The organism is Streptomyces sp. NPDC088810, assembly GCF_044750305.1.
Classification (GTDB): domain Bacteria; phylum Actinomycetota; class Actinomycetes; order Streptomycetales; family Streptomycetaceae; genus Streptomyces.
Genome location: NZ_JBIVJQ010000003.1, coordinates 202741 through 217517 on the forward strand (window position 1 = coordinate 202741; position 14777 = coordinate 217517).

Genomic DNA, 14777 nt, shown 5'->3' on the forward strand with positions numbered 1-14777 from the left:
CCGGTGAGGTCAGGATGCCGTCGGGGCCGTTGGCGATGGCCGTCATGAGCGGGCCGCGCCGCCCCTGTGGGCACCTGTGGCGGTTTCGGGATGAGGTTGTCGGTGGTGCCGGCAGAGGGTCTGTACCGTGACATCAGCTACACAGATCCTCCGAGTGCGACGGCTTACTTCTGCCCCGACATCCACACACCGCGGAGGTGAATCTGCAGCGGCCGACGGGTGCCTGGCGGCCGTCCATGCCTCAGCCCTCGAGGAGATCACCCTGGGGGAGGATTCCCGGCATGTAGCCCCTGGCAGGGGACAGATCCCGCCAGTCGAGGTCCCCCTCCTCCACGGACACCACTCGCCAGTCGTCCTCCTCGTTCATGCTGCGGAACGCCTCGTGCAGGAAGTCGGGGAGCACCTCGCTGTCCCTACGGCCCGGGCGGCGCCGGTCCTCAGGAACCGTCCAGTCTGCCGCGAAAAGAGTGCCGTCGACGTAGAGCGTGCGCTCCTGGCGAGGCCGGTGGCGGGCAAGCAGGCCCAGGATGTCGTCGCGAAGGCCCGCGATTTCGTTGCGTCGAGCCGCTCGTTCCACACGCTGCAGCACCGGCGCCAAGACCCCGAGCGTCACGCCGAGCGTCGCGAAGCCAGCCACGACGTAGTCGCCCAGAATGAGTGGTTCCTGATGGGCGAAGGCGTCCAGGAACGGCGTGTAGTAGGCCAGCACATGTAGGTCCGGGTCGACGGGAAGGTCTACGGCGCGAGGGTCGGCTGTGTCCGGGTCGATCGCCGTCAGACGCATGGGGCTATGAGGGGAGGAGAAGTGCACCGCGCTCGCGTATGCGATCTTCGGCATTTCGCCCTTGATGGTCTTGACTGTCCTTTTCTGTTCCTCCATGGCTTCGCGCAGCTCCTTCGTCAGCGGGCCTGAGCGGCCCTTGGCTTCCGCGACGACATAACCGCCGACGGTCCGCTCTCCGAAGAAGTCCGCCCGGCTCCGGCCGGGGGCGAAGGTGAGATTGTAGGCGGAGGCGTAGCGGGCGACGTGCATGAAGAACCGGACGGATAGCTGCCTCTCGGCGAAGATCTGGCACATGGCCTGCCCCAGGGTGTAGGACAGCATGCCCTTCTCGGAGGGGTCGAGTTCGCGGGCGAGGTCGGTACGTGTGATGCGACGGACCGGATCATCGCTCCAGCTGAGATAGGCGGGCAAGACCGCCACCCTGTGGCACCACTCGTACGCCGATGACCTCCCGTGCTTGGTTTGGTCGTACGGGGCCCTGCCCGTGATGAACAACGCGCGCGCCAAGTCTTGCGGCAGGACCGGCAGATCCTGCTCGACGGGGACGCCGGTACTGGCCGGGAAGAGCGTGGCATCGGTGCGCACGTGCGCGGGGCCATTGAAGAACATCGTCGCCGCTTTCCGGGTTCAGGGCCGTCATACACAGACCGTGAGGATCGTCGTACCGGCATCTCTCTATCACCCTGGTCCGCAGTCCGCCCCGGCATCAGCGGAGACGGAAACGATCTCCCGGGAACTCTGGGTCGCCGCATGGCTCCGGCCACGCCAGGGGCCTGTGGCTGCGTGCCGCCCTGATGGCGACGGGCGCGTCGGACCGCGCCGGGCATCAGTCACCGAAGCGACCCACGACAGCCCGTATGTTGCTTGAAAGTGAGCGTGGGCGTGGGCCACCACATCATCCGGATCTGTGAGCGACAAGGCGTCCCTGTCCTCGCCGACCGCGCCTATACCGGCGCTGGCCCCACGTCGCCGCCGGCCTCAAACGACCACCCGGGGCGAACTCACCCGACGTTGCGCTACCGCGGTCCTCCAGCGAAGACGGCGGTGTCCGAGTCTCGATCCGTGAACCGGAAGCCAGTTGTAGGCTCCCGCCATGCCGATCTTTGAATACCGGGGCGAAGCCGCGAACTTGAAGGTGCTAGCACGGGAAATAGAGGCGGATCAGCACCTCGCCGGAAAGTGCTCCCTCGCCCTCACGCCCCTGCAGCAGAACAGGCGCGACTCCTTACGCCACACCCACTGGGCGGAGATCTCCATCTCCGTCGCCGCCGGACTGGCCACGAACACCCTGTATGACGCCTTGAAGGCATTGGTCGAGCGGGCGCGTGACCGGGGGCCCGTGGAGGACGCGCCTCCTCGACCGGAAGACGACGACCAAGGTGCGGACGGCTCGGAAGGGGTGAACCGGTGACCGTCCACTCTCCACGTCTACGGAACTCGAGCGGCGCCGAGTTGAATCTGCGCAGCCAGATCCTCTTCCAGGATCAGACCTGCACGCGCACCAGCGATCTTGTGACGGCGGTCGGCTCCTGGCACAAGACCTACGTCCACGAGAGCAGCCACTGGGCGCGATATCACGGATCCACTGTCGGCATTCTTCTGAGCCTGCTGCGGCGCACGAGGGACCAGTTGGCCGCGTACACGATCTCTCACCTGCCCCGGCAAGACGTGGAGCATCTCCACGAGGACCGGAGCAGCGGACTCCCCTTTTTCTCCTTTGAGCGCTACCCCAAGCACGCCCAAGGGGAACTGAAATACAGCGAATTGGATTGGCTCAACCTCTACTTCGCCTACTACCTCCTCTTGGACCCGGAGGGTCTGACGGAGTTCGACACCGCCACCTGGGACATGCGGGCGGCAATGGAGCACTCCCTCGGAGACATGTGGCGCCAGGGTGCGGGCATGGAGATGGTCGAGTGTCCTGATGACGTACGCGTCGGCATCGACGGGCCCCTGAAGCTCGTGCACACCTCCGAGGGCCCGCTCACCACTCGAGTCCTCTTCGAGTGCGCGGCGGTGCTCGACGAACTCTTCCAGTTCGAGGGCGCCTTCATACGGAAAGCTGACCCGGCGCTGCGCGAGTTCTTGCTCGAGGTGCTGAACGGCGAGTATGGGATGCCGTGTCGCCTGGCACGTGCTCTCGCAGGGCGCACCCTCGGCGGAAGTACCGTCCTGGCCCTCATCGACTTCGCACTGAACCCTGTGGTGCCGGGCTTGAACTCCGACGACCCGTCCGTCGACTGGAAAGAGCTCTATCCTCCCTACCGGTTCGTGACGGCAGCCAAGGCGATGACGGGCTGGGAGACGGACCTGGAGTTCCAGTATCCGAGCCACGAGGCGACGGTCCACTTCCAGCACATGCTGGCCAAGCGCAGTGGGCTCCGGATGGGAAGCGTGGCTTCCCGTCTGTCCGACCTCTCGACCCTCCGGGAAGCCGCCACGGCCCCCATGCACCTGTCCGCGCGTACGCCTGCCGTGTCCCTCATGTGCGCTTCACGTCTGCTTGCCCTGCGGGATAGAGACGTCTGTTCGATCTCGCACTACGGCGTCAATTTCCTGGGCGAGAGAGCGACCAGGTTCATCAAGCCCGACCGGGACATGCAGTGGCTGTTCCCGGTGTTCCAGGTGAGTCAGGGTGAGTACCGGTGGCCGGCGGAGCACGTGGGCCTCGATGAGGCGACGGACCTACTGATAGGTGCCGCCGTGGCGTCGGCGTACGACGACATCCTGCACGGCGTCGGCCCTCTCGCTCACGACCACCTTCCCCGCAGCCTCTTCGACGACGTCGGACAGGTCGAAGCGCTGAACCAGGTCCTCAAGGACTCGACGGGACTGGACATGGGCTGGCATCGGACCTGATGCGGACCCATTCACCGCTCCTGGCGCAGCGCCTTCGCTGAGCACCGGTCACGCTGTGCGCCTCGTACATGGCCATCCCTCACGCGGTCCGTCGGCCTATGAGGTGGTGGCCGCATGGGTGCCGTATCTCGAACATTCGGGAGTGAATTCAGATCGATAGGCGACCGAAACTGAATCAAATGCGACCGCTGTGCATTTAGAGAATTATGGTGACAAGATGCGGCCCCAGATCCTGAGGGGTGACGGCATCTCATGGGGCTTGCGACTTCCTTTGCTGTGTGTTCCCGCCGGACGTCCCAGGGTGTGTACGAGCGCAGCAAGGAGCCGCGATGACCCAGACCAGTGATCCGCGTGTCATCCCAGGCCCGCGAGACGGCTCCGCCGAACCACACGGGACCGTAGTCCCGGTGCCGCCTCGGCTCACCAAGGCGGTCATCCGCAACTTCCGGCTGCTCCGCAGAACCGAGCTTTCCTTCACGGACAAGGTGACACTGTGCGTCGGCCGCAACAACACGGGAAAGACCTCGCTGGCGAAACTGTTCGAATTCTTCGTGGCGAGGAAGAAGGCCGCGCTGCGCATCGAGGACTTCTCCGCCGACTGCTACGAGGAGTTCCTCGCCGCCCATCGCCTCTTCGCCTCGGGTGAGGCGGAGCAGGCGCGCGACACGGTTCCGGCAGTCACCCTCACCCTCCACATCTCCTACGACAAGGACTGCGGCCAGTACGGACCCCTGGCCCCCTTCGTGGTGGACCTCGACCCCGACTGCTCCGAGGTGGTGATCAGGTTCGCCTTCGCGTTGGGGGACGGTGCCCTGAAGGAGTTCTTCGGCGGCGTGCCGGTGGGGCCGGATGCCACGGCCACGCTTGAGCAGCTGGGCAGAGGCATCCCGAAGCACTTCGAGATGTCGGTGATGGCGGTGGACCCGACCGATGAGGCGAACGTCCGACCGGTCGACCTCGCGGACGTGCGCACCCTGGTGAGGGTGGACTTCGTCGAGGCGCAGCGAGGGCTGGACGACGAGAGCGACGGGCATGCCGCACCAATCGGAGCGGTCTTCGAGCAACTGCTGACCGCGGCGGAGAAGAGCCAGAACGCGACGTGGCTGGAGGAGCTCGCCGCGAACATCGACAGGACACTCGTGGACACCTCCGGCAGTCTCGACAGCAGCCTCCAGAAGGTCCGCGAACGTGTGGCGCCGACGTTGAAGGCATTCGGCTATCCGGGTCTGGGCAACCAGGAGTTCGTCACGGCCGCCCGGCTGGACTCCAAGAGGCTGCTCAGGAACTTCGCGCGCATTCACTATCCAGGAGTGGCCGGTGTGCGGTTCCCGGAGTCGTACAACGGTCTCGGTACGCGGAACTTGGTGATGATTCTGCTCAGGCTCTTCACCTGCTATCGCGACCACACGGCGACCTCTCCGGAGTCGGGGATCCATCTCGTCTTCCTGGAGGAACCGGAGGCCCATCTGCATCCGCAGATGCAGGAGGCGTTCATCCAGCGACTCACGTACTCCGTCAATCTGTTCCCCCGGATCGACGCGCAGATGAGAGCGACGATGCCCGGGCAAAGGGGAGCGGTCGAGGAGAGCAGCACCGCAATCGACAGCAGCCCCCGGTGGAACGCTCAGTTCGTGGTGACCACCCACTCGGCACACGTGGCCAACCGGGCACACTTCTCCGACATCCGATACTTCCGGAAGGAGGAGGACACCGTGGAGAGCGGAAGCGAGCCGGGGCCGGCCCGCACCGTCATCAAGGACCTGTCCCAGGTGACCGGCGACGAGAGGTTCCTCCGCAAGTACCTGACCCTCACCCGGGCCGACCTCTACTTCGCGGACAAGGCCATCCTCGTCGAGGGCGCCAGCGAGCGTATCTTCGTCCCGGCTGCGGAGGAGAAGCTGGCGGCGAGGCGGCCCGGAGAGACGTCCCAGCACCAGTACGTGACCTTGATGGAGGTCGGCGGGGCGCATGCCCACAGGTTCTATCCGCTGTTGAAGGTCCTCGGGATCCCAGCCCTGATCATCACGGACCTTGATCCCGTCGACGACAGGGAGCCCAAGATCCGCAAATGCCTGGTGTCCGAATCCGGACGCACGTCCAACCAGTCCATCAGGGCGTGGTCCCCCGAGATGGCCGACATCACGGTGGCCGAGCTGCTGCAGCGGGCCGAGACGGACCCGCCGATCGCCGGCGGCAGCATGTGCCTCGCCTACCAGGTGCCGGAGGAGCCCGGCGGTCCGTGCGGCCGCACTTTCGAGGACGCCTTCGCGCTGGCCAACCGGGCCCTGTTCGGTATCCCCACGGGTGCCGCTCCCGCCGAGGAACTGGAACAACAGGCCCGTAGCAGCGTGGAGACGCGGCGCAGCAAGGTCGACTTCGCCCTAGACCACGTCCTCGGAGACCACGACTGGCAGGTCCCGAAGTACATCAGGCGCGGCCTCGAGTGGCTCATGGCACAGGACGGGACGGCGACGAAGGTGGACGTCCAGTGACGACCGAGGCGAAAGACGTCACGTACACGATCCTGACGGCTCTCCAGGCGGGCCGTCACTTCAAGGTGGAGGCCGGTGCCGGTGCGGGCAAGACCAGCTCACTGATCGAGGCGCTCCAGAGCATCCTAGCTGACCGCCCCCGCTACCTCCCGCGGCCCCACCAGCGCATCGCCTGCGTCACCTACACCAATGTGGCCCGCGACGAGATCATCAGCCGTACCGACCGCAGCCCGTACGTGTTCGCCGAAACCATCCATGGTTTCCTGTGGCAGCTGCTCTCCCCTTTCCGCAAGCACCTGTTGCGCCACATCGTCGAGCTGGACATCATGCTGTCGAAGATGGAGGGCCACACCTCACTGGACGGCTACACCGTCGAGTACAGCACCGGCTTCCAGAAAGTGGACCATGACAGCCGTCGGGTGCAGCTGGGTCACAACGATCTGCCCGTCCTCGCGAGGGCGTTTTTCGCCCTTCCCAAGTTCCGGGCCCTGGCTGCCGACCGGTTCCCGATCGTCTTCGTGGACGAGTACCAGGACACCCCCGCCGGTCTGGCGGAGGCCATGCTGGGCACGCCGGGCGATGAGGCCACCGCGCGCGGCCCCCTCTGCGGCTTCTTCGGGGACCATTGGCAGCAGATCTACGACAACGCGTGCGGGGCACTCGAGGACGCCCGCCCGACACCGGTCTTCAGACGGCGGAATCGGCGCTCGCAGCGCGCCGTCGTGAACCTCCTGAACACGATGCGTCCCGAACTGACGCAGACCACGGCGTCAGGAGTTGGCGAGGGCACCGTCGCCGTCTACCACACCAACGAATGGGCCGGGACGAGGCTCACCCACCACCGGAAGGGTCAGCTCGGCTGGGACGCGGCCCACGCGGCCCGGAAATGGGTACTGGACGACGTCCGCGACCGGTTATGGAACACCGGGGCATCCGGTCACGATGCCCAGGCGCGGGCGGAGGAGCCCAGCACGAAGATCCTCATGCTCACGCACGAGACGATCGCCGGCGAATTGGGATATCAGAAGCTCCACGGGGCCTTTCGGCGCAACGATTCCTACGTGAGGAAGGAGGACCACGCCATGGCCTTCTTCATGGACACGCTGGAACCGGCCCTGCTCCACCACCGGAACAAGCGCTACGGCGCGATGTTCGACGCACTCGACCCCCGTGGCCGCCCACCCATCAACTCGTCGGCCGACAAGCAGGAATGGATGGCGTTCCTGACGAAACTGGGGGAGGCCCGCAAGACGGGCACGGTCGGCGACGTCCTCGACCTCTGTCTTGAGCAGCAGCTCTTCGACGGCCTGGGGAAGGTGCGCGAGCGCCACCGGAGGGCCGTTTCACCATCCGGCACCGACCCACAGGCTGTGAGTGACGACAAGGCCGAAGTCCGGGCGGCGGCGCGGTTGAAGGAGTACCAACAACTGCGCCAGGTGCCGTACGCGGAGTTGCTGGCGTTGAACGAGCACCTCGGCGGCGGCACGCCCTTCGCCACACAACATGGAGTCAAGGGACTGGAGTTCAACCGGGTCCTCGCCGTGGTCAGCAAGGGACACTCCCGCTTCCAGATCCCCGAGATGCTGGCTAACTTCTCCCGGCGCGACGAACTGATGGACAAGGAACTTGAGGCGTTCATCAGGGCACGCAACCTCTTCTACGTGGCATGCTCACGGGCCAGAGAGGACCTGGCCATTCTCTTCACCACGAAACTTGAGCCCGCTGCACTGGACACCCTCCGGGAGTGGGTCGGCGAGTCGCGGATCACGTCGCTGCGGTTCGACGGGGATACGGTGGTGGGTGGCGAATGAGGGACGAGGCAGGCCGGACGGATCCCCGGGCCAACCCCGACACGAAGTTTCCCCGTGATGCTCATGTCCCAGTCTCCAGGTGTCCACGATCAAGGGGAAGCTTCACAAGCCCCCTTCCCCTGCTCGGTGCCCGGTTGTCCGAAGGGTCATCATCGGGACGTGAGCCAAATGGCAAGACCGCTACCTGTGGCGGTGGCGAGGGCTGCCACCGCCAAACCCTTGTGGGGGATGTCCTTGCAACCGTCACAGGCGAGGGGTTCGTGTCACCACCAATGCGTTGATGGCCAGTGTCCCGAGGACGGCAACAAGGAGCGTTGTAGCAAGCACCAGTTGGACTCGCTCCGTGACGTTACCCATCCGGAAGTAAGCCTTACCGCAGCCGAGTTCGAAGTCACTGGCGGGGGTGGAGGCAGCGCCGCTGCCACTCGTGTTCCTGGTCATGGACGCAGAACACCGCGTCTCGGGCGGTACGTCAAATTCCGCAGATACCGGGGCGTTCAGGTGATCGAAAAGGAGGGGCTGTACCGCGACAGCTGGCTCGGTCATGCGCGTCACTGTCGCCTGGCTGCGGACCTTGGCGACCGTTGAACCGGCGCGACGCCAGTGAATCCGCCGCAACCACCATTCGCTCAGCGGCGCCGGTGGTGGAGCTGCGGACGGCACCAGTAGCGGAAGGTGGTGGGGCCACCGGCTTCACCCCTTGCCGCGATGTAGCCCTTCCCGAACCCGCGGCCGGCGGCCTACGCTGACGGCCAGTGCCGCCGTGATCACCGGGTCGTGAGGAGCGGCGGGAGGAGGGGACAGCAGGACCGGGGGCAGGCTGCCGCCCGTACGCACGCACCGGGTCAGCGCACCGACGCTACCCGGGAGCGTGTGCCGGGGCCGGGCAGGGCCGCGTCACCCGGCAGGGGGAGGGCCATGAACCGCTGGGTCGGTATCGTGTCGCTGCGCGAGACCGCGCCGCCGACACCCGTGCACCGCATCGCGCTCGCCATCGATGCCGCGCGGAACCGGACGTCGTACCAGTTGGCCGGCCAGACGGTGCCGTACGCGCGGATGCGGTCGGCGCTGCGCACGCTCGGTCAGGAACACGCACGCCACCACGAGTGGGAGCGGTACGCGTACTGCGTTGACCTGGCTGGCGACTTCTTCGACGGCGGCCACCCCCCGACCGGACTGCCCTCCTGGCTCACCAACGAACTCCAGAACCTCCTGGACGGCAGGTATGACACATCGCCGACCGGCGGGCGGAGGGCGCAGGCGGGCCCTCGGCGCACCGACTCGCGTCCTGCCCGCCAGCGCCCGGTGTCCACTCGCCGGGGCCGGACCACACCCCCCGAAGCTGCCCGCCCGTCCCGGCCCGCGCGGTCGGCCCCGCCCGCGGCCGGACAGCGTCCGTCGCCCGAGCCGGTCCGGCCCTACTCCCGCGCCGAACGGCGGCTTGACGTCCACGACGTCACGTACCCGGCGCTGTGCGAGCCGCCCGTGTCGCTGGTGGGCACGTACGGGCAAGAGGTACGCGAGATCGTGGGGAAGGCCGTGCGCGGATGGGACGCCGGCCTCGAAGTCACTGCCTGGCTCGGCCTGGCCGCCGAACACCGCAGTCATCTCTACGAGAGTCACCACGTCGACCAGGTCACACCGCACGTGCTCGGTCTGCTCGACCGGCTCGGTGCCACCGCGCTCGACGTGATTCTGCTCGACGCCTACGCGCGATGGGCGACCCCTCGGAAGGTGGGCGAACAGTCGAGCGAACACGCCCGGCGTCGTGCCGCCGCCGACCTTGCGCTCGGCGCGTGGGCTGCCCAACAGGGGCTGGTGCGCATGGGCGCGGGGGAGGCGCAGCAGCCCGCCAGGTCCGTCTTCGAAGGAGTGGCCCGGCAGATCCTCGGCGTGCTCAGTCTTTATGGCGAGCACGACATCGCCCAGAGGCTGGTCGCCTCCGTGTGGCCCGACCTCGACCGGCCGTCCGCGGAGACGGGAGCCGATCCCGTCACTCTGGCGCATACGGCTTTCCATAAGGAAGGACTGACCTACGACTACGACGAGGAGGGCCCGGACCACCGCAAGGTCTTCCGTGCCACTGTCCGCACCGGAACCGGCCGCATGGCGGGAGGCACCGGCCAGTCCAAGAAGGCGGCGCGGGCGGCGGCGGCACGAGCACTGCTCGACGCATACCCAAAGGTGGCTGCGGCGGCGGGCGCCGAGCGGAAGGCGACACCCGCGAACCTGCCTACCGCGTCGCCGCTGCCCTACGCGCAGCCGGGCAACCGACATCGGGATGCCGTGAGCGACCTGGCGGCGATGTTCGAGCTTGGGCATCGCGCGGACGGGCTCCTCGCCCAAGCCCTCACCCATGCCTCCTGGGTCCACGAGAACCAGGCGGCGGCGACCGCCGCCCGCCAGCGCGACAACCACCTCCTCGCCCACCACGGCTCGCACGTGGTGAACCACCTCGCCGCCCACGTCCGCGTCCGCCAGGCCCTCGCGCACGGCCTCACCCCCGACGAGGACGAGGCACGCATCCTCACCACCTCTGACGACGACACCGCCCGGCTCGGTGCGACCCTCCAGCTCGCCGAAGGGCTGCTGACGAGCCGCGGTGAGAGCGGACAGAGCCGCACAGCGGTGTCGGACGCCACCCAGGCGGTCGTCGCCGCGGCCTGGCGCATCCACGGGCCTCGGCTGCTCAGGCGCTGGCCCGCCGTCCTCGACGACTGGCTCTCCGCCTTGGAACACCAGCACGACCCGGTGACCATCCTCGCCACCATGGCCACCACATACGGGATCGACCACGATTACACGTACGACGTCTCGGGGCCGGACCACCTGAAGAGCTTCACCGCCACGATCAGGCTGCGGGACGCTCGAGGCCGTGTGCACCGGTGGACCGAGCGTCTGCCCGGAACCCCCGGGAAACCGGAGGCGAAGAGGGCGACCGCCGAGGCCGTCCTCGACATCCTCGCCACCCCCGTCAACGGTGCCGTCGACGATCTCCCCGCCCCGGAACGGGACCTGCTCGTCTTCCTCCTGCGCGCCCAACTCGATGGCCTCGGCCAGCCGACGGAAAGGCAGCGCGCCCGCATGCTCGCCCGCGGTGACCTCGGCACCGACCTCCTCACCACCGGCGACACCGAGGCGTTTCTTGCCTGGGCAGAACGCATCCGCCAGCTGCTCGGGCCGGACGGCACAGCCGTACCGGACGCCCTGCTCGAGCTGTACCCGAAGGTCCTCGACGACACCCGACTCGGGCCTGGATCGCTCCTACGCCGTATGGCTGCCGAACCTGGATCAGACGTCGCGAGCGTGGTTCGGCGAAACGCGGCGGACGCCGTACGGCGAGCGCTGAGCAGCGGGCCGCAGGCCGCCTCCGTTCGCGACGTCGTGCAGGACTGGTGGCGCGATCAGGCCCCGGCCACCGGCGTCACGGTCCGCGACGACATGCGTCAGGAGATCTTCCGCCCGCTCCCCATCCACCTCGGCGCGCTTGACGAGACCCTGAAGTGGGGCGGCGAAGCCGCCGAGGCGGCCGATACCCGCATCGACGTCGAGCTGACGGTTCAGGACGGCACGCTGCACGTCTGGCTCGGCCTCGACAAGGTGGACGTCCGGGCGGCTTGCGATGATTTCGCCCGCCTTCTGTCGCACGCCCTTCCGTACACCGACTGCCTGGTCGGTGACGACCATGTACTGCTGCGCCTGCACGGCGATCTCGAGACAGATCCACTTCATCCCTTGGCCGCCGCAGGCATGGACGCCTACGCCTCCGGGCCGAAGGACCGGCGACGGCTCATTGAGCAAGTCGCCGACGGGCCTGCGGAAGCACAGGACGAGCAGCCGTATTCGTGAGCCCGCAACCCGAGCCGGGCCACGTTCTTCGCTCCGCTTCAGCGTGGCAAGGGCGTGACAGGAATGGCGCTGCAGAGCCCCCGCTGGCTCTGGAAGGAAACGGCTGCCCCTGGGCGCTCACCGAAGGCCCGGCCGACGCCGGGACGGCGAAAACTTGGTATGCGGAGCCGACGGGACCAGGTAACGTCTTGCTCATGTTCTTCCAGGCGCCGATTTACGAGTGAGAGCGTGATGGGCCCCTGCTGACGTCCTTCGACGTCGCTGTGTCCGTCCCCCACCGATGAATCCGTAGATCACTTCATAACATTCCGGGAGAACCCGTGAGCAAGAACATCAACAACCCCGTGGGCATGGGCGGCGGCCAGCGCAAGAAGCTGTCCCGCGCCGAACGGCAGAACAACGGTCCGCACCGCAACCTCGACCGCCAGGGTGCCGCCGACCAGAAGGCGGAGCTGGTGCGCAAGATGCGCGAGAAGGCAGGCACTGCCGAGGGCGCCGGGCAGACGGGCGACAACACCGCACAGAGCTGACGCACCGCCACCGCAGGGCGGCACCGCACGGGGCAGGGCCCGGACCGCGACACGTGGTCCGGGCCCTGGTGCCGTACCGGGCGCGGCCTGCCCCGTTTTATCGAACCTACCCAGGCATGTACATTCCGAGGCCGATTGGCATCAGGCCCGTGGGTCCTGCCCGGGACCCGCGCGAACTGGCTGCAGAACTCCTTGCTGTGACCAAGATGAACTGGAACCAGACCGGCCTGGATGGGCGGCTCCCCGTCACCCTGCGCACGGCCAACCAAGTCAAATCCGTTTTGCGCTTCTGCCCGTCCGACCAAGCTGTCGCCACTCGCTACGCCCACTACATGTAGTCAGCCGACCGGGCGATTCGCTTTCCGCTGGCCGGACCCGCACGCCGATCCGTTCCGGCGCGTCGCACGCCCGTGGTGCGGGTGTGCGGTTGGTCCTGGCGCCGCTGGTCGTTCGCCGCCATGTGCTGCTACCGGCCGGGCGACTTCTCCCGGTTGATCTACCGGCCGCGCCAGCACCGAAAGCACTGGGGTGCAGTACGCAACAACCTCGCTTGGACCGACTACCGCGACCTGGTCCTGCGCCCCACATCCGCCGAATCGCGCCGGGGGCGCCTCGTCAAAGCTCTTGCCGCCGAACGTGCCCCGGTCCCGCCCGGCCGTGAATCCAGCCTCACACGTCGTTTCATCAACGCACTCGCCTGCCGGCCACCCCGACACCCTGAACCCGGACACAGGCTTTCCCGGCGTACTCATTCGAATCCTTCGCCCCTGCTGCTCGGCGGTCCGTGTATGGTCCGGAGGAGGTACGTTCGACGGTCGTGTAGTTGCTCAAGGTGCTGGCGCTGTGATGCACCGTAACTGTCGTGCAGGTTGCCTGGAGAGCAATGGCGCCTCCAGGCAACCGATTTGAGTTCTAGAAGAACCCGAGCTTCTGAGGACTGTATGAAACTAGAACGTTCTTCGTCTGCTGGTAGTGCTCCAGCATCATCTTGTGGGTCTCGCGGCCGATCCCGGACTGCTTGTAGCCGCCGAACGCCGCGTGCGCGGGGTAGGCGTGGTAGCAGTTGGTCCACACCCGGCCCGCCTGGATCGCGCGGCCCGCCCGGTAGGCGGTGTTGATGTCCCGGGTCCACACGCCCGCGCCCAGGCCGTACTGCGTGTCGTTGGCGATCTTGATCGCGTCGTCGAAGTCGTCGAAGGAGGCCACCGAGACGACCGGCCCGAAGATCTCCTCCTGGAAGATCCGCATGCGGTTGTCGCCCTCGAAGATGGTCGGCTGGACGTAGTAGCCGCCCTTCAACTCGCCGTCGTACTCGACGCGTTCACCGCCGGTGAGGATCCTCGCGCCCTCCTGGCGGCCGATGTCCAGGTAGGAGAGCACCTTCTCCAGCTGGTCGTGGGAGGCCTGGGCGCCGATCATGGTGTCGGTGTCCAGCGGATGGCCCGCTGTGATGTGCCGGGTGCGTTCGACGGCCGCCTCCAGGAACTCCGCGTAGCGGCCGCGCTGGATCAGCGCCCGGGACGGACACGTGCAGACCTCGCCCTGGTTGAGCGCGAACATCGTGAAGCCTTCGAGCGCCTTGTCACGGAAGTCGTCGTCGTGCGCCCACACGTCGTCGAAGAAGATGTTCGGCGACTTCCCGCCGAGTTCCAGGGTGACCGGCTTGATGTTCTCCGAGGCGTACTGCATGATCAGCCGCCCGGTCGTGGTCTCGCCGGTGAACGCGACCTTCGCCACCCGCGGGCTCGACGCCAGCGGCTTGCCCGCCTCCACACCGAAGCCGTTGACGATGTTCAGCACGCCCGGCGGCAGCAGATCCGCGATCAGGCTCAGCCAGTAGTGGATGGAGGCCGGGGTCTGCTCGGCCGGCTTGAGGACCACCGCGTTCCCCGCGGCCAGCGCCGGCGCCAGCTTCCAGGCGGCCATCAGGATCGGGAAGTTCCACGGGATGATCTGCGCGACGACCCCGAGCGGCTCGTGGAAGTGGTAGGCCACCGTGTCGTCGTCCAGCTCGCCCAGCGAACCCTCCTGCGCCCGGATCGCCCCCGCGAAGTAGCGGAAGTGGTCGATCGCGAGCGGGATGTCGGCGGCCAGCGTCTCCCGCACCGGCTTGCCGTTCTCCCAGCTCTCGGCCACCGCCAGCGGCTCCAGGTACGCCTCCATCCGGTCGGCGATCTTCAGCAGGATGTCGGAGCGCTCCGCCACCGGCGTACGGCCCCACCCGGGTGCCGCCTCGTGCGCCGCGTCCAGCGCCCGCTCGACGTCCTCCGCGGTACCACGCGCGACCTCCGTGAACGGCTGCCCGTCGACCGGCGACGGATTCTCGAAGTACTGCCCGCGCGCCGGCGGCACATAGGCGCCGCCGATGAAGTGGTCGTAGCGTGCCTGGTAGGAGACGATCGCCCCTTCGGTGCCCGGCGCCGCGTAACGAGTCATGCTGGTCTGCCTCCTG

The 14777-nt window shown here is 67.3% G+C and carries 8 protein-coding genes and 1 pseudogene; 7 read left to right on the top strand and 2 right to left on the bottom strand.

Annotated features, from left to right (window positions below; translation table 11 throughout):
* Positions 1–241: 241 nt before the first annotated feature.
* Positions 242–1393: a hypothetical protein gene (locus tag ACIP4Y_RS11790; protein ID WP_401391149.1), complete on the bottom strand. Its 1152-nt coding sequence runs from the start codon at positions 1391–1393 to the stop codon at positions 242–244.
* Between the two features lie 279 nt (positions 1394–1672).
* Between ACIP4Y_RS11790 and ACIP4Y_RS11795 the strand changes: the two are divergent.
* The 7 genes and pseudogenes from ACIP4Y_RS11795 to ACIP4Y_RS11825 all read left to right on the top strand — a co-directional run.
* Positions 1673–1779: pseudogene (locus ACIP4Y_RS11795) on the top strand (IS5/IS1182 family transposase); the annotation flags it as partial.
* A gap of 98 nt (positions 1780–1877) precedes the next feature.
* Entirely contained in the window at positions 1878–2195 is a 318-nt protein-coding gene (locus tag ACIP4Y_RS11800) for a hypothetical protein (protein ID WP_401391152.1), read from the top strand.
* Positions 2192–3643, top strand: coding sequence for a hypothetical protein (locus ACIP4Y_RS11805; RefSeq protein ID WP_401391155.1), 1452 nt, complete (start codon positions 2192–2194; stop codon positions 3641–3643). The genes ACIP4Y_RS11800 and ACIP4Y_RS11805 overlap by 4 nt, the downstream gene beginning before the upstream one ends.
* A 407-nt stretch (positions 3644–4050) precedes the next feature.
* Complete coding sequence (locus ACIP4Y_RS11810; protein WP_401391158.1) at positions 4051–6135, top strand: ATP-dependent nuclease; 2085 nt, start codon at positions 4051–4053, stop codon at positions 6133–6135.
* Positions 6132–7946: a UvrD-helicase domain-containing protein gene (locus tag ACIP4Y_RS11815; RefSeq protein ID WP_401391161.1), complete on the top strand. Its 1815-nt coding sequence runs from the start codon at positions 6132–6134 to the stop codon at positions 7944–7946. The genes ACIP4Y_RS11810 and ACIP4Y_RS11815 overlap by 4 nt, the downstream gene beginning before the upstream one ends.
* Positions 7947–8864: 918 nt before the next feature.
* On the top strand, positions 8865–11795 hold the full coding sequence (locus tag ACIP4Y_RS11820; protein WP_401391164.1) for a putative dsRNA-binding protein: 2931 nt from the start codon (positions 8865–8867) through the stop codon (positions 11793–11795).
* A 320-nt stretch (positions 11796–12115) separates the two neighbouring features.
* Entirely contained in the window at positions 12116–12325 is a 210-nt protein-coding gene (locus ACIP4Y_RS11825; protein ID WP_093896585.1) for a DUF6243 family protein, read from the top strand.
* Between the two features lie 912 nt (positions 12326–13237).
* On the opposite strand, the gene ACIP4Y_RS11830 is transcribed toward ACIP4Y_RS11825, so the two are convergent.
* On the bottom strand, positions 13238–14761 hold the full coding sequence (locus ACIP4Y_RS11830; protein WP_401391168.1) for an aldehyde dehydrogenase family protein: 1524 nt from the start codon (positions 14759–14761) through the stop codon (positions 13238–13240).
* Between the last annotated feature and the right edge of the window lie 16 nt (positions 14762–14777).